The organism is Rhodopirellula islandica, from assembly GCF_001027925.1.
In the GTDB taxonomy this organism is placed as follows: domain Bacteria; phylum Planctomycetota; class Planctomycetia; order Pirellulales; family Pirellulaceae; genus Rhodopirellula; species Rhodopirellula islandica.
The window spans coordinates 322,243-343,882 of record NZ_LECT01000015.1 but is presented as its reverse complement, the minus strand read 5'-3'; the positions used below and the strand labels follow the sequence as shown (position 1 = coordinate 343,882).

16 protein-coding genes and 1 riboswitch are annotated in these 21,640 nt (G+C 57.5%); of the genes, 8 read left to right on the top strand and 8 right to left on the bottom strand.

Translation table 11 applies throughout. The features are described from left to right. Window positions 1-705 precede the first annotated feature (705 nt). The 6 genes from RISK_RS07105 (at window position 706) to proS (ending at window position 7,415) form a co-directional block, all read left to right on the top strand. Window positions 706-2,166, top strand: a complete 1,461-nt coding sequence (locus RISK_RS07105) for a porin (protein ID WP_047813598.1) — start codon at window positions 706-708, stop codon at window positions 2,164-2,166. 158 nt (window positions 2,167-2,324) lie between these two features. After that, window positions 2,325-3,416, top strand: coding sequence for a redox-regulated ATPase YchF (ychF, locus tag RISK_RS07100; protein ID WP_047813544.1), 1,092 nt, complete (start codon window positions 2,325-2,327; stop codon window positions 3,414-3,416). Window positions 3,417-3,504: 88 nt separating this feature from the next. Continuing rightward, window positions 3,505-4,086, top strand: coding sequence for a hypothetical protein (locus tag RISK_RS07095; protein ID WP_047813543.1), 582 nt, complete (start codon window positions 3,505-3,507; stop codon window positions 4,084-4,086). Window positions 4,087-4,130: 44 nt separating this feature from the next. Further along, window positions 4,131-4,490, top strand: coding sequence for a hypothetical protein (locus RISK_RS07090; protein ID WP_047813542.1), 360 nt, complete (start codon window positions 4,131-4,133; stop codon window positions 4,488-4,490). A gap of 256 nt (window positions 4,491-4,746) precedes the next feature. Next, window positions 4,747-5,913, top strand: a complete 1,167-nt coding sequence (gene carA, locus RISK_RS07085) for a glutamine-hydrolyzing carbamoyl-phosphate synthase small subunit (protein ID WP_047813541.1) — start codon at window positions 4,747-4,749, stop codon at window positions 5,911-5,913. Continuing rightward, window positions 5,910-7,415 carry a proline--tRNA ligase gene (proS, locus tag RISK_RS07080; RefSeq protein ID WP_047813597.1) on the top strand — a complete coding sequence of 502 codons (1,506 nt, stop codon included), beginning with the start codon at window positions 5,910-5,912 and terminating at the stop codon, window positions 7,413-7,415. Before carA ends, proS begins: the two co-directional genes overlap by 4 nt. A 70-nt stretch (window positions 7,416-7,485) precedes the next feature. On the opposite strand, the gene lnt is transcribed toward proS, so the two are convergent. The 8 genes from lnt to RISK_RS07035 all read right to left on the bottom strand — a co-directional run bounded on the left by lnt (window position 7,486) and on the right by RISK_RS07035 (window position 18,426). Then, a complete protein-coding gene (gene lnt, locus RISK_RS07075; RefSeq protein WP_083434830.1) occupies window positions 7,486-9,216 on the bottom strand; it encodes an apolipoprotein N-acyltransferase in 1,731 nt (576 codons plus the stop codon). A 169-nt stretch (window positions 9,217-9,385) separates the two neighbouring features. Next, the gene (locus RISK_RS07070) at window positions 9,386-10,615 is read right to left on the bottom strand and encodes an AAA family ATPase (RefSeq protein WP_047813539.1); all 1,230 of its coding nucleotides are present in this window, start codon (window positions 10,613-10,615) and stop codon (window positions 9,386-9,388) included. Between the two features lie 95 nt (window positions 10,616-10,710). Next, on the bottom strand, window positions 10,711-12,474 hold the full coding sequence (locus RISK_RS07065) for a type II and III secretion system protein family protein (protein WP_236696104.1): 1,764 nt from the start codon (window positions 12,472-12,474) through the stop codon (window positions 10,711-10,713). Window positions 12,475-12,648: 174 nt separating this feature from the next. Further along, window positions 12,649-13,773, bottom strand: a complete 1,125-nt coding sequence (gene cpaB, locus RISK_RS07060) for a Flp pilus assembly protein CpaB (protein ID WP_047813596.1) — start codon at window positions 13,771-13,773, stop codon at window positions 12,649-12,651. A gap of 280 nt (window positions 13,774-14,053) precedes the next feature. After that, the gene (locus RISK_RS07055) at window positions 14,054-14,611 is read right to left on the bottom strand and encodes an A24 family peptidase (RefSeq protein WP_047813537.1); all 558 of its coding nucleotides are present in this window, start codon (window positions 14,609-14,611) and stop codon (window positions 14,054-14,056) included. A 448-nt stretch (window positions 14,612-15,059) separates the two neighbouring features. Next, window positions 15,060-15,239: a Flp family type IVb pilin gene (locus RISK_RS07050; protein WP_007326629.1), complete on the bottom strand. Its 180-nt coding sequence runs from the start codon at window positions 15,237-15,239 to the stop codon at window positions 15,060-15,062. Between the two features lie 179 nt (window positions 15,240-15,418). Beyond that, a riboswitch (cyclic di-GMP riboswitch) is annotated at window positions 15,419-15,529 on the bottom strand. Window positions 15,530-15,822: 293 nt separating this feature from the next. Continuing rightward, window positions 15,823-17,031 carry a DinB family protein gene (locus tag RISK_RS07040; protein ID WP_047813535.1) on the bottom strand — a complete coding sequence of 403 codons (1,209 nt, stop codon included), beginning with the start codon at window positions 17,029-17,031 and terminating at the stop codon, window positions 15,823-15,825. Window positions 17,032-17,100: 69 nt separating this feature from the next. Continuing rightward, window positions 17,101-18,426: a hypothetical protein gene (locus tag RISK_RS07035; protein WP_047813534.1), complete on the bottom strand. Its 1,326-nt coding sequence runs from the start codon at window positions 18,424-18,426 to the stop codon at window positions 17,101-17,103. A gap of 216 nt (window positions 18,427-18,642) precedes the next feature. Between RISK_RS07035 and lepB the strand changes: the two genes are divergently transcribed. Further along, a complete protein-coding gene (gene lepB, locus RISK_RS07030) occupies window positions 18,643-20,670 on the top strand; it encodes a signal peptidase I (protein ID WP_236696102.1) in 2,028 nt (675 codons plus the stop codon). A gap of 21 nt (window positions 20,671-20,691) precedes the next feature. Then, on the top strand, window positions 20,692-21,639 hold the full coding sequence (lptB, locus tag RISK_RS07025) for an LPS export ABC transporter ATP-binding protein (protein ID WP_047813533.1): 948 nt from the start codon (window positions 20,692-20,694) through the stop codon (window positions 21,637-21,639). Window position 21,640 lies beyond the last annotated feature (1 nt).

Here is a 21,640-nt window from a genome sequence, read left to right as displayed (position 1 = left end):
GTCGCTCTGCGACTGGCGGTGTGTGTTTGGGGATCGAACAACCGCGGAGCGGTGGCAGTTGTCAGCCTCGGGTTTTCAACCCGAGGTCTCAGGCGTCACGCCCTGCCTCGACCAGCCGCGGAGCGGCGGCAGTTGGAGAGCGGTGAGGTGGGGGATCGATTGAAAGGGTGAAATTGTAAATTGCAAATTGAAAAATGCCGCAGGCGATGTGGGGCCGCGTACCGGGGAATCATTCGGCGGCAATCTTCGCCCCGGAAGGGGCCGGCTTGCTTAGCTCGGGGCGGAAGCCCCGAGACCGATCACGAAAAACAAAAGGACGCCCCGGAAGGGGCCGGCGTGGGGCATGTCGCGTGGGCCTCGCTGACGCGTCGGGTTTCCAGGATGCTGACTCGGTGGTGTTGCGGGGGACTGAATCGGAAACGGGGCGGTGCACGCTGGATCCGACGCGACCCTCCCGGCGGGAGGGTGGTCTGGTTGGGGTGACTTTGCGGGCACCCGAAGGGCTGGTTGTGATGACTGGCTCTGAATTGCCGATCAAAAGGATTGGATCGGCAGGTGTCATTCGGGGTGGCGCCGGTCTGCGCGTGTTGGCAGAGGGCTGAGGTGACACACAAAATGACTCGCGAGCTTTCATCGAGGCCGTGTGCTGCTCCGAGAGTGCTGGCGGTTGCGTGCTGGGCAATCCTGGTGGGATGGATCGCCCCAATGGCGAATGTCTGGGGCCAAGACGCTTCAGGGCTGGACCTTTCGGCGCAAGACACTGCCAGCGTGTTGTCGGAACTGCAATCGCAACTGGACGCCCAGCAGGCCAGAATCGAAGAGCTTCAAAGCCGTCTCGAGATCGCGGAAGCTCCCTTCGGTTTGTTGGCGGACGAAGACGACGGTGGTTGCACGCCGGGCATGATCGAGCGGGTTGCATTGGCCGCTGAACAGCCGCTGCAGACAACATGCGATGGAACCGAGGCCAAGGCGTTTCGAACGCTGGACTACTACGCCGATTACGATCGCGGTTTTGTCATTCGCCCGTTCGACCAAAAGAAGCATCCGTTCGATGTGACATTCAACGGTTGGGCTCAATTTCGCCATCATTCATTTGTCACGCAGAGCGATTCTTGGACGGACAACGCCGGAGTCACACGTTCCAAGGGGGACCGCAACGCATTCGATATTGAACGCGCTCGGCTGGCAATTCGTGGTCATGTGATTGACCCAAGGTTGTCGTACTTCGTGCAAGTCGACGGCGACACCGACGGTGGTCACATGCTGGACTTTTTCGATTACTTCTGGGCGTGGCAGGCGACCGACCGTTTTCAAATTCAGATGGGCAAACGGAAGGTGACCGCGAGCCGCCAATGGTTGCTTGGTGCACGGCACACGCGGTTCGCGGATCGACCGATGGCGAATGATTTTTTTCGTCCTGATCGGACCGTTGGACTCTTCGGCATTGGGGAATTTGCTCAGCATGGCCATTATCAAGTCATGGTCGGGAACGGGTATCGGACGGCCAACCTGCCAAATTCGGCGACCGACAATCGCTTCACATTCGCGGCGACCAGCTACGTGGATCCGGCGGGCGATTTTGGATCGCAAATCGTTGACTTTCAAAACACTTCTGCGGCACTTTGGCGACTCGGGCATTCGGCGGTGTATTCACCGCTGGCCGCCCAACCGTCTGGAGGTTCTTATGACGAAGCCAATTTTGTTCGGCTCTCGGACGGAACTCGGTTGACTCAAACCGGAGCGGTCACGCCGGGCGTGTCCATTTCGGAGTTTGACGTTTGGTTGTACGGGGTGGACTTCGCTTGGAAGCGTCGTGGATGGAGTTTGACGAGTGAAGTGTTCTTGCGCTGGGTCACGGACTTGCAGGGCGACGGAGCGATTTCGAATGACGAGCTCTTCCAGCACGGGTACTACGTTGAAGGCGGCAAGTTCCTGGTCGCCAAGAAGCTGGATCTGAACCTGCGTTATTCGCGAGTCGACGGTGATTATGGTGCGGCCAACGAGTACGCCGTGGGCATGAACTGGTACCCGTTGTCCAAGTCAAGTTTGAAGGTCACCTTCGACGTGACACAGCTTGACGGCAGCCCGCTGCAGAACACGGCCAGCGACATTCTGGTCGGTGACAACGGAACGTTGTTCCGAACGCAGTTTCAGGCGGAGTTCTGACGTGGGGAACGACGCTGGGGGAAAACGCTGGAATCCGCCTCAACGCGTCGTCTCGACGAATCGGCTTTGAATCGCCATAACAGTGGCCGTCGCGAGAACTGCCGGATCATGGCGGTCCCTCCCTCCCCTTCCTTTCCCTCAATCTTTCAGGCAACTCGATGGAAGCCGGAATCGTCGGCTTGCCCAATGTCGGCAAAAGCACCCTTTTCAACGCTCTGACGTCCAGCGTCGCGGCTCAAAGTGCCAACTATCCGTTTTGCACGATTGAGCCGAACGAGGGGATCGTGAGTGTTCCCGATTCGCGTTTGAATCGGATCACCAATTTTATCAAACCTCAAAAGGTCATTCCGTCCGCGTTGAAGCTGGTCGATATCGCTGGCATCGTCAAAGGTGCGGCCGAAGGCGAAGGTCTGGGCAACAAGTTTCTCAGCCATATCCGTCAAGTCGATGCGATCATGCAGGTCGTGCGTTGCTTTGAAGATCCCGATGTGATTCACGTCAGTGGTCAAGTCAATCCAATTGCGGACATCGACACGATCGAAACCGAGTTGGTTTTGGCCGATATGCAAACGCTCGAAAACGCGTTGGGCAAGGCCCAACGGACGGCACGCAGCGGTGACAAAGAAGCCAAGCTTCGAGTGGCCGTGATCGAGAAGTGCAACGCTCACCTGGAAACCGAGCAACCGCTGCGAACGTTGGAATTGACGGAAGCCGAACAAGCCGCGATCAGCAGCTATGGCTTGATGACCGCGAAACCGATTCTGTACATCGCCAACGTCGACGAAAACGACCTCCAGGGCGAACACGAGTTGGTGGACAAGGTCCGTGAGCACGCGGCCAAGACGGGAGCCTCGGTGGCCTGCGTTTGCGCCAAATTGGAATCCGAGATCGCGGAACTCGACGAAGAAGACCGCGCCGAGATGTTGGCGGACGTGGGCTTGGAAGAGCCATCGCTGAACATCATCGCACGGGAAGCCTATCGCACGCTGGGGCTGCAAAGCTTCTTCACCGCCGGCGAAACGGAAGTCCGAGCTTGGCCGGTCCGGATTGGATCAACCGCGCCGCAAGCGGCGGGCGTGATCCACAGCGATTTCGAACGTGGGTTCATTCGGGCTGAGATTTACCAGTTGCCCGAGTTAGAAGAATACAAGACTGAGAAAGACATTCGCCAAGCCGGTAAACTTCGTGTGGAAGGCAAAACGTACGTGATGCAAGACGGTGACATCTGTCACTTCTTGTTCAACGTTTGATCGTCTTGGCAGCAGCGAATGGTCGCTTCTTCCATTCGTTCGCCGACTTTCCGACGCTCCCACCGCCATCCCTCCTACTGACGGTTCTATGAACAAAATGTTGATTCCTATTCTTTTCGCAATCGGCACGGCGTTGTTTTGGGGTTGTTATGGCCCCACGATCGGCAATGCCCAGGCCCCACGGGTCAACGGCGTTCCGCTTTGGTCGCCGTTCAAACCTTACGTGTTCATCGGCATCGCTTACTTGGTCATCGCGATCTTGGGCGGTTTGGCCATGATGGGCGTCAAAGGAGACTCGTTCAGTTTCTCTGGCGAGCACTTCGCGACTGTCAAATGGGGGTTCTTGGCCGGTTGCCTGGGGGCCTTTGGAGCGTTGTGTTTGACCACCGCGATGATGACCAGCAAAGGCAACGCGTTGTTGGTGATGCCAATTGTGTTTGGCGGAGCGGTGTCGGTGTCGGCATTGGTTTCGGTTCTTCGCTTGGGTGACCACGTGCAGGTCAGCCCTGTGCTGTGGGTCGGAATGACGTTGACCGTGGTGGGAGTGGTGGTCGTGGCGATGAACACACCTCACGGGCATGCACCCACCAAACCGGCGACTGAATCAAGCGAACCGGCGGAGTCGCATGCCGCGGCGCCGATCGAATCCGACGACACGCAAGCGTCCTAGTTCTCGCCTTGGGAACGAGTTTTCGCCATGGAAAGTAGATCGCGATGACCCCACCCAGTGATCCACTCACGGTTGTTCGAGCCATCGATGCCGAGCTGACTCACGTTTGGATGATCCGCACGTTTCTCAAGCACGCCGATGAGGCGGAAGAGGACGAGGATCTGAGAGAGGTGGTTCGCGATTTGTACGACTTCATTTTGGCGGTCGGCCCGGTAACGGACGAAACCGACCCGGCTGCCTACATGAAAATGGCGAAGAAAAAGCTCCGACGTCTGCGCGGCGCCACGGAGCTTTACGAGGCAATCCAGCCTGAGGTCAGCGGGCACACCAATTTTGCGATGGCGGCGAAGTCCCTGCGATTGGCTGTCGACCGGATCATTGCCTTGGTTCAACCCCCGCAATAGCTGGCTGTCTTTTCCTAGGCTCTCGCTGAGTTTTTCAAGCTCTCGCGGGGTGATTGGGGGCGTCCGATCCTGCTCAGCTTGATCGGGATCCATCGAATCAGTGCCGTCCCAGCAGCCTGCGGAGAAACCACGCGAAATCAGCTGGAAAACGGGGCGAACGCACGCTCGGGGGACTGGAAGAAAATCGATTCGACAGCGATAACAGGGCACGACGTCGAAGGTCTCCAATTTTTTCCGCGACTCCCATTGTGCATTGATGAGCTCTCCCGCCAAAGCTGCCAAACTCGCTCTTGAAGACGGCACCGTCTACACCGGAACCAGCCTCGGGGCAGAGGGGGAAACGACTGGCGAAGTCGTCTTCAACACCTCGATGACGGGATACCAAGAAATTCTGACCGATCCCAGCTATCGCGGTCAGCTGGTGACGATGACCTATCCTGAAATGGGCAACTACGGAATCAACTCCGTCGACCTCGAAAATCGCGGCACATCGCTGGCCGGATTCATCATCCGCAACGAGAGCCGTATGCACAGCAATTACCGCTCGGAGGGTTCGCTCAGCGACTACCTGAAGGCACAGGGCGTCGTTGGGTTGGCCGGCATCGACACGCGAGCCTTGGTGCGCCGCATCCGCAGTGAAGGTGCGATGCGAGGGGTGTTGTCGACGACTGATCTTGACGATGCGTCGTTGGTCGCCAAAGCCAAAGCTTCTCCTGGATTGGTCGGTCGTGACTTGGTCCAAGAAGTCATGCCAACTCAATTGGAAAAATGGACCAACGAACTGGACGACTGGACCGTTCGTGAAATTCGGGAAGCTGCCAAAGACAAATCCATCGACGATGAAAGTCGACCACACGTCGTCTGCATGGACTTCGGCATGAAGTGGAACATCCCCCGTCACCTGCGTTCGCGTGGCAATCGGGTCACCATCGTTCCCGGGAACATGCCCGCTGACGAGATCCTGAAGCTGAATCCGGATGGCGTCTTTTTGTCCAACGGACCTGGCGACCCAGAGCCGTTGACCTATGCACACAAGGCGATTGGCGAACTGCTCGGACAAGTGCCCGTGTTTGGGATTTGCCTCGGACATCAGTTGCTGTCGGTGGCTTGTGGCGCCAAAACATTCAAGTTGAAGTTCGGTCATCGCGGTGCCAACCAACCCGTCCTCGACTTGGAGACGGGCAAGGTTGAAATCACCAGCCAGAATCATGGCTTTGCAGTCGATGACCAAGGCTTGCCGGATTGCTTGGAGGTCACTCACCGCAACCTGAACGACGACACCATCGCTGGTGTTCGCCACAAAGACACTGGTGCCTTTGCAGTGCAGTACCACCCAGAAGCCGCGGCCGGTCCTCACGACAGCCACTACTTGTTCTCGCGTTTCCAAGAACAACTGAACGAGAAGTGCGGGGTGAACGCATGAACAAAGCCCCCCGGACAGCCATCAGCCCGACTCGTGAAGAAAACTATCCCGAGTGGTATCAACAAGTCATTCGGGCAGCGGATCTCGCTGAAAACTCGCCGGTTCGCGGCTGCATGGTGATCAAACCATGGGGGTATCAGCTTTGGGAGAACGTGCAACGTGCTTTGGACGACATGTTCAAAGCGACGGGCCACCAAAACGCCTATTTCCCGTTGTTCATTCCAATGAGCTTCCTCGAAAAGGAAGCGGAGCACGTCGAGGGGTTTGCCAAGGAATGTGCGGTGGTCACGCACCACCGACTCGAACCGGATCCCAATGGCGGTTTGCGGCCGGCCGGCAAGTTGGAGGAGCCCTTGATCGTTCGCCCCACCAGCGAAACGATCATCGGTGCGACGTACGCCAAATGGGTTCAGAGCTATCGTGATTTGCCGATCCTGATCAACCAATGGGCCAATGTGGTTCGGTGGGAGATGCGGACGCGAATGTTCTTGCGGACTGCCGAGTTTCTATGGCAAGAAGGCCACACGGTTCACGCGACTTCGGAAGAAGCGGTGGAAGAAACCGAGAAGATGGTCGAGGTCTACCGTGAATTCGCTGAGAACTGGATGGCGATGCCGGTGATCGTTGGCAGCAAGACTCCGTTGGAACGTTTTCCTGGTGCGGTTGAGACGCTTTCGATTGAATCGATGATGCAAGACCGCAAGGCGTTGCAGGCGGGGACCAGTCACTTCTTGGGGCAGAATTTCTCGAAGGCCCAGGAGATCAAATTCCAAAGTGAATCCGGTGAAATCGAATTTGCTTGGACGACGTCTTGGGGAGTCAGCACCCGTTTGCTCGGCGCTCTGATCATGACGCACAGCGATGACGATGGGTTGGTTTTGCCACCTCGCCTGGCGCCGATTCACGTCGTGATCCAGCCCATTTACAAGGATGATTCTCGCGCCGAGGTGATGGCCTACGTGCAGTCACTTCGCGAGGAATTGGTGGCACAAACTTACGCCGGCGCTCCCGTCCGTGTGACGATCGACGATCGTGACATTCGTGGCGGTGAGAAGAAGTGGTACCACGTCAAACGCGGCGTTCCCATTCGATTGGAAGTGGGGCCCAAGGACATCGCGGCAGGGACTGTTTTCTGTGGCATTCGGAATCAGCCCAAAAGCGTCGGCATCGAACGCTCTGCCTTGGTTGCCACCATCAGCGAAAAGCTGGCCACATTGCAGCAAGAACTCTTCGATGCAGCGTTGAAATTGCGAGAAGACAACACCGTCGAACTCAGTTCCGAAGCCGAGTTCCGCGAATTCTTTGCCGACAATGGCGAGACCGCGATCTCGGGCGGATTCGCTTGGTGTCACTTCGCCGATGAGGACTCCTTGCAGCCCTTGTTGAAGGAGCTGAAGGTGACGATCCGATGCGTCCCGCGTGTCGACAACGATGTCCAAGGCACCTGTTTCTTGACCGGCAAACCCGCCGCTCAACGAGCTGTCTTCGCAAAGGCTTATTGAGTCTTTGACGTGGACGGTGCTTGGTGAGACGCCAATTGTGTGGCGTCCGTGGAAGCGGAGCCGGCGAAGCTCACGTCGTTGAAGGTTGGCCGCGAAGCGTATGGCGTTTTCGTCGACGAGTTACAAATTCGAACGCGAGCACTGCCAGCCCACAGGCAGTCGCCGCGCCCATCAGCCCGGCTGGCCAGGCTCCGATTTGAACGTACAGGCTGACTCGCCGATCGCGTCGTGGCTGGGCTTCGATCACACCGCTTTGTCCTTTGGGCAATCGCTCGACGACTCGGCCTGCCGAATCGATCCAGGCCGTGGGGCCGCCATTGGCTGCGGACAAAATGGGGCGTCGGCAGCCCACCGCCACCAGCTGGGCACAACGCAGATGGTGATCGACCACAGCGGAATCGCGAAACCAAACATCGTTGGTCAGCGTCAGCAAGGCATCGGGCAGTTTTGGGTTGGCACGTGAATTCAGCTGGTGCATGTGGTTGATCGGGATTCGCTCGACGGCGGTTTCGATGCAGAGGTTTGGCATCAATGAGATTCCATCCAGATCAAAGCGTTCTGGTTGCGTGCCTCGATCCAGCCCCAACCCTGGCGGCACCTGGTCGCGAATCCAGGGCAGACTGTGCACCAAGGGGATGGTTTCGCCGAAGAGCACCAGGTGGTTCTTGGCGTATTGTCCGGCCATCTTGCCCGCGGGGTCGATCCACACGACGCCACTGTATTGGCTGGGCTGTTTCGCGTACTGGACCAACCCACAGCCGCCGATGATCGCTGGTGCGACATCGCTGGGGATGTTGGAACTGGCGGCCATTGCCAGTTGAAGATTGGTCGCTCGGTCCAGGAAACCGGCCTGATTGTTTTCAACTGCGAAACGAAGTTGGTCAGGGACCAAAGGTGGGAGTGAGGGATCCTGCATGAATTCGGGGACTGCCAAATCCGGGCCCGTCGTCATCCAGGGCATGCCACCTGAAAACATGGACTCAGGCCACACAACCGCCGTCACCTCGGACTTTGAGTTTGCCACCGCATCCAAAGCCATTTCAGCGTAGGCGGCAAAGATCTCTCGCTCACGCTCGATGTCTTGCTCGTAGACGGTCAGTTGATTGCCACCCAGCAAGGCAATCGTTTTGCCGATCGGTTCCGTGGCGACCTGCATGGTGATCGCGCCGTAAGCGATGGTCGCAATCAGCAGACCGCTGGGGATTGCGAGGGAGGACCAGGGCGTATCGGAAGAAGCGGGAAGGCGAACCACCCATCGATTCATCGCTTCGAGCATCGCCACGTTGAGGCAGACGATCACAAAGCTGACCGCGTAGGTGCCACCTAAATCCGCGATTTGAATCAGGATTGGCATGTCGGCCAATGCATGTCCCAGCATCAGCACTGAGATTCCAGTGAACAGGTGGTTTCGAATCCACTCCAATCCGACCCAGATCACCGCGGCGACCAAGCAGAATGGGATGCGGTTCCGCCAAGGCCTGCTCGTTTGATTTTGGTGAGTTGCTCGCCAGCGGCGCAGCAGGGCGACAAACAGCACCGGATAGATCGCAAGGTAAGCCGAAAGTGCCATCCAGGGCAGGAACATCAGCGGGTGAGCGTGGCGGAGTCCTTGCAGACTGACCAACCAGTACACGAGCGAAGCCAGGTACAGGGATTGCTTCCAGGGCGAGCCGGGGGCGACCTCTGCAATCGCCAGAAGTGGAACCAGAGCCACAAAGATCAACGGGCCCATGGCGATTGGCGGGCCAGACATCCAGAGGACGGTCGCGAAGGCGAAGGACGCCGCCAAGAGCCACCGCATCGAAGCGGGGGCGGCGGGAGGTTGCTCGGCAAGGTCCGATGCGCGGGCATCGGACGCAGAATTGGATTCGCTCAACGGAGGGGCTCACGTTCGCGGGCAGGTTGTAGGCCCCGTGAAATACCAGCCCGACCGCGGGCCGGCAACCCGTTTCAGTCTATCGCAGATCGAATCAGGCCTTGGCGGCACCGGGCCAGAACCGTTTCCAGCGACTTTCGTTGCCCGCGTGACCTTCCGGACCGCCTTCCTCGTCGGGGGTGGGGCCGGCGTCTTGGTGTGTCAATCGATGGGCAACGTCCCGGAAAGCCTGGGTCAAGGCTGCCTTCGGGGCTTGCGTGATCAACGGCACACCGTTGTTGCGGACTTCGACCATCGTTCGATAGTCATTTGGAAGAAGCGCGAAGATTTCTCGGCCGAGCGTTTCCTTGGCCTTTTTCAAACTGATCTGTCCCGCGTCCAAACCGGCTCGGTTGACAATGATTTCGACTCGGTCGGCCAGACCTTCTGTTTCGTCAAAGCTCATCATCAAACGCACCACATTGCGAAGACACGGCAAGTCCAATTGAGTGACCAGCAGCACCTTCGACGCCGTTTCGATCGCGATCATGTCCAGCGCGTTGTAGGTTTTCGACAGGTCCACGATCAAGTGCGTGAACGATGCTTTCAACAGCCCAATCACCTTGCGGAGGCTTTCCGCGTCGATTGCCTCGAGATCATGCAATTCGACCGGGCGTGGCAGCAAGTACAACCCGCTGGAGTGTTTCGTCAATGACTTCTTGAGCAGTTGAATGTCCAGTCGCCCAATGTTCTGAACGACATCGGCCAGCGTGTAGTCTGGAATGGCATCCAAGAAAACATCGGCATCGCCCAGTGCCAAATCCAAATCCAACAGAGCGACGCTGTTGCGGCTTTCTTCGGCCAACACGCAACCGAGGTTCACCGCGGTGCTGGTCGTGCCAACGCCACCGGTGGCACCGGCGATTGCGATGACTTCGCACGAACGACTGCGAGCGTCGCCACCGCCAAACTTGGTCTGGCTGATTCGGCCGAGTGCCGATGAGAGCTCTTCTTCGACCAACGGCAACGTCAGGAATTCACGTGCCCCTGCCCGAATGGCCTGCAGAATCAGTTGTCCATCGCTGACAGCGCTGGTAGCCAACAGCGCTGTGTCTGGCGTTTCGCGAGTGATCCGCTCAATCAGTTTGATCGCCGCGGTGGAATCCGTGTCCAGGGAGATGACTCCCACGTCCGGAGTTGTTTGGTCAACGATGTCCGGGAAGAATTCGTAGCGAGAGCAGTCTGCTTCCAACCAAACGGTGTCCATGCCCAACAGCATGGCTTTGAGTGTTTCGCGGGACGAGTCGTTTGGATCGACCAAGGCCAATCGTAGGACGTTACTCATAGCTGACTACTTCGAAAGACGGAGAAGATTTTCATGGGGAAAGCCCGACGTTCCGTCGGACAACATGTTGGGGCAACTGGTTTTCACTCAAACGATCATCGGTATTCCGGTTGGCTGACGATCACTCCATCAGCGATCTTCGTTGGTTCTGGACCGGGAACGATCGCTCCCGGAGGAAGCAACTCACCCGCCCCAAAGCGATTGTTCGCGGGGCGTTGAGGGGCTCGTGCCATTTGCGGTGGGTAGTACCCAGCCGGGTTGGGCGTGGATCGTGGTGGAGTGCTTCGTGAGGCTTGTGGTGACGGCAACATTGGGTCAACGATCTGACCTTCTTGGTAGCCTTGGCTGGGGACACCATTCATGGGGGACTGATACATGGGCGGCTGATGGAGCATCGGGCCGGATTCAATCTGTCCACCGCGGAAGCCGCTGGTGATGCCAGGTTGCAAGTTTGTGTTGTCGCAATCGTTGGCCTTCAGATTGGGCACTTCGATATGACCCAAGGCGTAGAACTCTTTGTCATCCGGCGAGTGCGTGTTCATGCCCGGGCCACCGCGAGGCACTTCGTGAGGGTCCATTGCCTCAACCAATTCGGGCGTCACCATGATCAGCAGTTCGATCTCGTTGCGACGCTCTTGCATTTGACGGAACAGCGATCCGACGTAGGGCAGGCTTCCGAAGAACGGGGTGCGGCTGACGGTGGACTCGGTGCGGCTTTGCAGCAAACCCGCCAAGGCGAACGTTTGACCAGCTTGCATTTCGACAGCGGTTTCGACGTACCGAGTCGTGAACGCGGTCACGTTGGTACCGTCAAGCGTGATGGCTCGTGAGGAGTCCGGTTCACTGACTTCGGGACGAACTTCCAAGCGAATGCGTCCAGGGCCGACGACGAAGGGCAGGAAGTCGATGCTTGTCCCGTAATCTTCGTAGGAGACTTGGACCTGGCCATTTTGACCGGGAATGATGGTCGGGATTCGTCCACCCACGGTGAACCGAGCAGGACGACCGTGCGTGGCAACGACGGTGGGTTCAGCGAGGAGCTTGACCATCCGTTGTTCCTCCAGGGCTTTGATCATTGCTTCGAAGTCCCCGTTGACATTGAACCGCAGGTTGGTGTCCCCAACAGGGACGGGGCCGAACGTTCCATTGTCGCCTTCCACCAACCCGGCGGAGACATCCAGGATTCCACTGGGACCATTGAGCAACACGAAGTTGTCACTCAAGATGGCGAGGTCAACGCCCAACTGCCGAAGCTTCGTGCGGCTGATTTCCATGATCTTGGTGTGCAACAGAACCTGTTGGATCCCAACGACTTGGATGTTGTTGATCACAGTCGTGTAGAACTGTTCGGTGATCGCAACGGCTTTGTCCACATCATCGACGCTGGTCACGTATCCCGAGATGATGGAAGACTCACCGATGGGCGTCACTCGAAGGGATGCCAGCGGCAGTTGCGAATTCAGGATGCCTTCGACTTCTCGAGCGTCCGCGACGACCGTGACATCGATGGTGTAAAGTTTGTCCTCGGTGTCCCAGAGATTGATCTGGGTGGTACCGGGCGTCTTGCCGAACACCTGGATTTGGTTTTCGGAGACGGGCGTGGCTCCCAGGACTTCCTCGTTGTGAACTTGGAAGCGAGGGATGCGTTCGCCGAGCGACAGAATGCGGCTGCTCTTGACGATCAGATCCATCCGTTCGACGGATTGGTTGATCTGATGGTCACCAGCGGCGGACGCGAGCGTCGTGGCTGACTGCGCCATCACCGGCTGGGAAACCGCGATCATCGCGAACCCGAACACGGCCGTGATCAAACAACGGACCGAACGGTCGCGACGGGTAAGAAAAGTGCACACTCGCATCTGAGGCATCCTTGCCGGGGCGGGTCGAGTTATTCATTCATCTCCGCGAGAATTCGTCCATGAACTCTCGGCGATCAGCTCGTCGCGAGGAAGCGACGGGCTGGGTGGCAGTCCGCTGGGTGGCGGGCTTGCCTAAGCGTCAGTGGTGAATCTTGTTCCGTTGGTCCCTGAGCTTCAGCGGCTCGTGGGGCCAAACTCTTTGGTCGGCGGGGCATCTGCTTCGGAGCGATCCGAAGGTCCGCTGTTGTAGAACGGGCTTTGTGACCCATTCAGATAGCTGTAATCGGTTGGTGCACTGGGTTCATCCAGTTCGTTCTCGCTAGGGAGGGGATAATCTGCCCCCGGGCGAGTTCGCAGGTCGGTGGTCGTCTCTTCCAAGTCGTCACGCCCCGATTCGGCGAGCACCTTGGGCACACTGGATCCTTCTTCAATCCAGTATTCCGTCAGCACGCCACCGGACATCTTCAACATCTTGAATCCCCGTTTCTTTTCTTTCTTGGGGGCTCGAATGGAAGGTGTCACAATCGGTGTCTCCACACGGTTGCTCTCTTCTTCGCGTTGTGCCTGAGCGATTTGATAATCCGACAGCCAACGCAAGAAGTCTTGTCCGGCGCCGCCACCCGATGCTCCGTCTTGGGTTTCGTTGATATCGCTGGGGTTGCCCAGTGTCAGACGAATTTTGCCCAGTTCGCTGGCATAGGTCCACGCCGGTGTGTCTTTCTTATGAATCAGCAGCGAGATCGAACGAGCTGGTTTGGATTCGACTTCTGGATCGACTTCGCGTTCGGTTCGGCCGTCGACGGCGAACACTCGAACGCCCGTCAAAACGGTCTTGGCTGTGGTCTCGGGGATCAACTCGCTCTTGATGAAATACGCCATCACGTCGACCCGGTCGCCAGGGCGAACCAGGGTGGCAACGCTACTTTCGGGATCCGCACGCATCGACACCACGCTGAATCCAACTGGAATCGTTTGGGAGGAACCATTGGCATCCGCCATCAGTTTGACTGGCATCACCGGTTCGCCCTCGTAGAAACGTTGGCGAGCGAATTTTCCTTCGACGTCTTCGAGGTTTCCGCTGGCGCCCGTTGGGACGCGGTCGGCGGGCCATTGTTCGAGTCGGATTTTGTCCGCCGTGATTTCCTCTGCGATATCAATGGTCTTGGAAGTCACGAAGATCTCAACCGTCGCTACCGAACTTTGACCCGTTGACTGAGCTTGCATCCACTGGCTCACACCGATTGCGGCGATCGTGCCGCAGACGCAGGCCAGGATGAGGAAGACTGATTTGTTTCGCATGGCAATCGGGTGGGTAACCAGAGGTGACGGACTGCTCGCGTTGAATTCGGCCGAAAATTCGATCGCCCGCAATGAAAGCGTCACTCACGGTATCGGGTGTGAGTGTTCAGGAGCTAAACACACTTGGGGCAACCGAGTCTCTTTGCGCAACCGGCACAGATTGACAAAGGACCGTTTGGCTTCGGATTTCCAACGTCTGGGAGAAATTGCCCGGCATTTGGGGCTTAAATGACGACAGGCCGCATGGGGGATCCATGCGGCCCTCGACTTTCAATCTGAATCAGACCAACTGGCCAGATGCGGCGAAGTAGATGATGGTCCCGATGGCCATGGGGATGCCGTAGGGCAACAGGTACATCGTTGGTTTTCGCTCGCGAGCAATCGCGGCAAGCTGTTCCGGTTTGCGGATCGTTCGCCACTCATTCATGATTTTCCAGAACTGAGCGTAGTGTTTCACCCAGGCTCCGCTCTTCCAAATCATGAACGCAGCCATGATGCCGCCGACGATTGCAGTCGCCGCAAAGGCTTGCAGTGTGATCGTGGTACCGCACCAGGCACCGATGCCTGCCAGCAGTTTCACGTCGCCGGCTCCCATGCCGCCTACGTTGCGAAGTGGCAACAGCAACATCATGCCGACGAAGGTGCCAAGCAAACTGTAACCCAAGCCCGGCATGCCGCCTTGGATGAAACAGTGTGCCCAACCGCAGATGATGAACGGGAAAGTCAACCAGTTTGGGACTTTCAAAATCATGCCGTCGATGACAGCCGCAACAATGAGGACGACCGTCACGAACCAAATGGTCCAGTTTTCGGTGATGCCTTGAAGGAGAGTGTCCATGGTGATTTCCCCGTGTTTCTTCGGCCGAAACGTTCGTGCAACGAGTCGTCCGTTAGTGGTTTCAAAGTGGATGGTGTGTGTGGATGGCGGTGAACGTGGTGGTGAATTCCGGTCGTTATCGAATGGATCAGCGAGGACCGATCATCCAGCTCAACATTGCGAACAGCAACGTCACGCCACAGCAGGCCAATTGCCAAACGTGGGCGGCAGCGTCTGCAGGAATCAGTGGGTAGTTCATTCGCTCAATGCCCAGGGGCAAATTTGAAAGGTGTGGAATGAGTGGCAGCCAAGACTTCCATTGAACTTGCAATGTCGGACCGTCTCATCTGAGTCCGCAAGGTCTTCGCAACAGGGCTCCCCCGAAGGGCGATTCCGAAAGGCGACGAGACGAATCTCGTCGCCGTTCGGGATGTCGCCAAATTGACGGGACAGGCCCGCCAGTTCAGGCTCAGTTGGCAGCGATTGCAGCGCCAGCTTCGCCGAACTTTGCGTTGGCGTTGGAACCGATGGTGGTCACAGCACCGATGCAAACGACGATGATCAGAGCCAACAAGACGGCGTACTCAACAGCCGTTGGTCCGTCTTCTTCTTTCAGGAAAGCAACTACGTTCTCAGCAAACTTTTTCATATCTAACTCCAGACAAAAACGGGGGCCACGATTATGTCTCGTTAACCCGGCGACAAGGTGTTAGTCGATCCAATGTGAACCGACCCAGGTGACAACAGCCTTCGTCAATGGAAATCAAACTGACAAGCCTCGGTTCAAACCCATGCGTGTTTCATAACGAAACAGCGATGAGTTCTTTCCACGGCAACTCGGCTTTCCTGAAGCCAAGCCAAATCGCAGTTTGCGATTGGCCGACTCACGGACCCGTGGTTTTGCGTGCCGCCCTCTCGGACGGTTTGCCTTTGTCAGGGAACTTCGGCTGACCCTGTCGAACACCCCAAGGCAACACACCTCTGACTGTTCGACGTGGCAGTGAATTGCATTCAAGGCAACTCACTTTCTCACTACCGAACACTACGACAGAAAACGGACGTGTCAAAAAAGATTGGTTGGCCAGACCTTAACGGCCGGGCAAGATGCCGGGTCGCTCCGGTTGTAGCGATTAGGGGATCGGTCGCGATTGAGAAACCGGTTCTTCGCGTCCTGATCCTCTAGAAGACCAGCCCCCGCGGTGCGGTTGATGCCAACCCCAGCGGTGGCGGATTCAGTTCTTGGATGGCCAACCAGGCAATTGGAACTTCTTCTGCGTGTTGGCGGTGTGCTCGCTGTAGTGCCGCTCCATTTGCTTGAGCAACGCGCCCATGCTTGGCCAGCGACTGCCGGCGACTTTGTCGTCGGTGCCATAGCCATCCAGCAAATACGCAAACCGTCGGCTGAAGTCGCTGACTCGTTGCATCTGGCGAGCTTCCTCGGCGCCCGACCAATTTGGATTGGCGAATCGGTAATCCGGCGGCATTTGAGCCGGATTCAGATCCATGACCGGGATCGCGACGTCGGCTGCGTGATACATCTGCGAGAAGAACTGCAACTGTCGCCCCATCATGTGTTCCACGTTCCAGCGTGGGGTGTGCGTTCCGTTGGCGGGTTGGAAGTTCATTTGCTCTGCCGTCAAAGCGGCGAAGACGGCTTGGGACTCGGAGCATGACTCTTCCATCGCAACGAACATTTTGTCCATCGCCTCAGGCATCAACCAAGGTTGAGTGGAGACGTTCCACCAAACCGCTGGAGACTTCGCCTTGGATTCGGACGACTGCGATGAGATGGCGACCGTGTTGTGGTTTTGCGTTTGGACCTTGGCTGAGTCAGGAGCGGTTGCTGAAACTGAAATCCAGTTTCGAACCGTGGTTGGCAACGACTTGCCGTCTTCTGCCGCGAATCGCTGCAAGTTGGATCCGATGACCGCGTCAATGTGTTCGATGGATTCCAGCGTCTGAACGTCGCAGTCGGGCCCTGCCACAAGCAGATGGACCCCATCCAATTGAAGGTGGACCGCTTTCGTGCCGAGCGAATTCACTCGGATGTCATTCGGTGTCTCGAAAACGTCGCCCGTTCCGGTGTCGCTGATTGCAGCCGATTGCCAGGTCGGTTTGGCTTGGTTGGCTGGGCGGCGGAGAAGGTAGGAGCCTGCCTGACCCAATGAAACGGTTGCGTCCGTTTCCGGGATCGCAATGGTGCCTGAAACACGGTCTGGCGTTGATCCTTCAGGCGAGGCGGGGGCGTTTTGAACCGCGACGCTCAGTCCCCAGTGCGACTCGACCGTCACGGTCCCCCCAGGCCACAAACGCACCGCGACCGGGTCTCCTTCGGCTGCATCCACGGATGCAGGGAAACAAGCGGCAGGAACAAACGCGAGCAAAAAACTAGCGAAAACGAGCTTCGTCGTGGTTCCTATGCAGAAACAAATCGAATTCATCGCGATGGCCTATCTGGTTGCCGCGCGTTCGAAGTCGGCGCGGACGATTCGTGGAACGTTCGTGAAGGGCTATCGTAGCACGATCCCTTGAACTCGTTTCCACTCTGTGATCGCCAGCGAAACGTCGAGTTGCCGGGCGAGTTGATCGCCGCGAAGTTTTTCGAGTTCCAAGCGAATCAGGTCATCCGAGCCAACTGGTTGTTGGTCCAATTCGATCGCAGCCTGCGTTTCTTCTAGTCGTTCCTGGGCCCACTGCAATTGGCGGTCGATCAATCCAAGGCGTGCGTTGGCAAGCCGAACGTCCAGGACCGCCTGCAACGTTTCATTGCGAACCACTTCTGCCAACGATTCTTGAAGAAGCGAGCACTGTTGACGGCGGCAGTTCAAATCGCTGGCGTTGGAATCGGAGGACAGGCACGAGAACAGACTTTTGCCGGTGGCCGATGCGATGGCCAAACCAGCGCCGGGACTGAGAGCCCCGATCAGCTGCCTGGCCGAGGACAAATTGCAGGTTCGCATGCCCGCACACAATTGCTTGACCGCCTTCAAGTCGTTGCGATTGGCCAAGGCGGTGCCAACGCTGGTGCCAGCATCAACCGATCCGGCGGAGGCTGCTGGTTGCAAGTCATCAACTGTCACGGCCACGGCGACTTCGGATTCAGGCCGGCCGGTACGACGAGCGAGTTCTTGTCGGAGCTTTTGGGTCGCGAAGGACTGCTGGATTTCCATGTCTTGCCAAACCAGCTTGGCTTGTTGAAGTTGCAGAACATTGCCGTCGGGGACTCCCAATCGATCGGCTTCGTTGGCTAAATCGATCAAGCGGTTTTGGACCTCGATCCCTTGCTGAGCGATTCGCTTGCCAAGCTGGGCGGCCACCAAGCGATCGTAGGCCTTGGCTGCATCGGCGGCGTCATCGGCGCGTCGGCCCAGGGCGATCTCGGCGAGAACAGACCGGATCAGCCGCAATTGGCAGACAGCGGCTTCATCTTCACAATCCACTCCGCAGGCCACCGACCGAGATTCTTGGTCGATCATGTTGGCTTCGGGAGAATGCTGGTGCGCCCATTGCATCACTTGTTGACGCGTGTAGCTGACGAGCGATCCCGTTTCGATCGGCGTCGCCATGGCATCCAGAACAACGGTGCTTTCTGGCAGCGGGCTGTCCAAGTGAAGAGCGTCCGAGTCCGTCGATGCCAGCGTCGTTTCGGCCAAGGGAAGCGTTTCGCTCGCCGGTCGCGGATCGCCGGTGGTGGGCATTGCCCAATCGATGACGCTCACGTGGGGTGATTGAGCGGACAGGACCGCCATGGTCGCCACACCAAGGATCAACGGTAAAATCCAGCGGTGGGCCGGGGACCGAGCGGCTGGAATCGCAAGTTTCACGGCAGAAAGCATCCCTGGAATGAACAGAGGCCCCCTCCCGTCCGTGGAAGAGTATTGCAGTGTCCTCTATCAGACGGGATCGGTCAGAGTTTGCATTGGAATCAGCAGACATCGTCCCGACTGCATTGGCGGGATTGCACCGGTTTGGACGAAAAAAACCGATGGTCCGGTCGAGCCGATCTTTCGCTAGACTGCGTCATTCGCAAAATTCCCCGTTTTTCCAGCAACATGAATTCATCGACCGAATCGAAGTCCACCAACGACGGTTCCGTGTCGGAGGCTCAGTCAGCCTTCGACGCCATGACGATTCCTCAACAGCGTGCCGCTGTGTTCCGGTTGCAGGCCGGACGCGAAACGGTGGAAGCCTTCGCGGTTGCCTTCATCTTGGCACTGTTGTTCCGTGCTTTCATCGCGGAAGCCTTCGTGATCCCAACCGGATCAATGGCTCCCGCTCTGATGGGGGCTCACAAAGATGTGTTCTGCGACGAATGTGGGCAGCAGTTCCCAATCGGGGCGAGTTTGGAAAACCGCACGCCCGCGCTTCAGAAAGTCGTGGTGGGCGGGATCTGCCCAAATTGTCGGCACGTGAACTCATTGGATTTGGCCAATGATGCGAATGAGCAAACCTTCAGCGGCGACCGGATTCTGGTCAGTAAATTCGCGTACACGTTGAAAGAGCCCAAGCGATGGGACGTGATCGTCTTCAAGGTTCCGGTGAACCCCAAGCAAAACTACATCAAACGCTTGGTCGGTTTGCCTGAAGAGACGGTGTCGATTCAGTATGGGGATGTTTACGCAAAATCGAACTCCGAAACCGATTCCTCCCAATTCGGCGAGATCCAGCGAAAGCCCCCCGAAAAGCTGCTGGCGATGAGTCACCTTGTTTATGACAGCCAGCATCAACCCAAGGCTCTGTTGGAGGCCGGCTACCCCTCCAGGTTGCAACCATGGTCCCCCGGGATCGATACGATTCCCACGGATTCTTGGAAGGTGACTGAGACCGCGGAAGGAATGACCGCGACGGTCGAGGCTGCGGAGGGTGAAACGAAGTGGCTTCGCTATTACCACCATTTCCCGGATGAGCAACAGTGGCGAGCCGCGATCAATGGCGAGTCCTTGGCGGACGTGGATCCACAAACCGGAAGGTTGATCACGGATTTCTACGCCTATGACTCGTATCTGAACGTTGCATCGGATCGAGTCTACGATGTCAAACCTTCCCCGGTCGGCGTCTCGCGTCTCAAACGCATGCTGGGGCAAACCCGCACTGCAGGTGTGTTTCGAAGCAGCTATGAGTCCGGCGGCGACTTGGCTCAGTTCCGAGGAACGGTTCAGTACGGTGGTTCCTACCACGGTTCAGGAGGCGTTCACTGGGTCGGCGATCTGATTGTTTCCCAGACCATCGAGACTTCCGCTGATGCTCAGCAACTCCGCTTTGAAATTGTCGAGGCTGGAGTGCGGCATGTTTGTGAAATCGATCTGCCAACTGGCGAAGCCAAGCTCACCCTCGACGATGGTCAGGAACATGCGTTTGACGGTGACAGCAATCTGCATCCGATCGCAGAAACCGCGGTTCGAGCCGGTCAGCAACATGACTTCCGATTCAGCAACGCGGATGATGAACTGAGGTTGTGGATCGACGGTGGTTTGGTGGCGTTCCAATCGCCGACCACGTTCGATTTCAATTCCATTGTCCCACGCGAAGAAAACCAGCCACGATTTGACGGTCCGGGGAATCCATTGGATGCTGCCCCGATTGCGGTTGCTGTGACCGGCGGCTCGGCCACGTTGAGCCAGTGGACCATCCACCGTGACAAGTATTACATCGCGGTCGACACCAGTGACGATGGCATGCTTGACTATGACATGGGAGCCTTGCGTCGCTTCGTCGGTGCCGGGGCTCGACCGGACGAAATTGTCCGCGACATTCAACTGCTGATGGGCGAGCCAACGATCTGGGCTGATTTCCCCGGTTGGCAAAGTCGCCGCGCGGTTTCCTTCCGGATGGAAGAAGACCAATTCTTCCCGATGGGCGACAACAGTCCCGAGAGTTTGGACGCACGTTGCTGGGCCGGTAAGAAAACACGACTCGGAAATTACGCCAGTCCCGACAAAGACGCCTACAAATTCGCGGACGTTTCGTATGTTCCGCGAGACCTGTTGGTTGGCAAGGCATTGCTGGTGTTTTGGCCGCACCCGTGGAAGTCGCCGTTGCCGTTTTGGCCCAACCTGGACCGGATGCAACGAATCAAGTGATTCACTGAAAGGAATCGAATCATGAGTGACGAATTTACCCCCACATCCTTTCCCACCGAATCACCGCTGGGAGCCCATGCGGAACGCCAGTCGAGCGAGCCTGTTCTCGAAGCGGTCGGTTTGCAGAAAACCTATGGTCGACGTCGCGTCGTCGATGGAGTGAACCTGCACGTCGGTGAAGCCGAGATTGTGGGTTTGCTGGGGCCCAATGGCGCCGGGAAATCGACTAGCTTTCGAATGATCTGTGGGCTTGTCCAGCCCGACCAGGGCCGCGTGTACTTGGGTGGCCAAGACGTGACCGATTGGCCGATGTTCCGGCGTGCTCGCGACGGCCAAATGGGGTACTTGCCTCAGGAACCCAGTGTTTTCAAGAAGCTGACCGTGGAGCAAAACATCTCGGCGTTGTTCGAGTTGCTGGGCGTGGACCGCAAGCAACGCAAAGAACGCACCAATGAATTGCTCGAAGAGTTCAACATCACGCACATTCGAAAGAGTCGAGCGGCCGGACTCTCCGGCGGTGAACGTCGTCGACTGGAGATCGCTCGTTGCTTGGTTTCCAATCCACGAATCGTGATGCTCGATGAGCCTTTCGCTGGGATTGACCCGGTCACCGTGCAATCGATTCAAGGTGTGATTCAGCAGCTTCGTGATTCCGGGATCAGCGTGTTGATCACCGACCATGCGGCCCGTGAGATTTTGACCACCGTGGATCGCTGCTATGTGATCTACCAAGGCCAAGTCTTGATCGATGGCACGCCAGATGAAGTCAAACGGCACCCCAAGGTCCGCGAGGAATATTTGGGTGACCTCGACGCGGCCGCCGGTGGTCCAACAGGTCCGCCTGCCGAAAATCAGTTTCGAATTGACCCCGCTCATTCTCAACCCACTCCCCCAGCTCCGTCCTCGGCTCAGTCTGCCGCCGCACCGACACGCCGCCAAGTGCCTCGGCGTCGCGTGACGGACGTCTGAC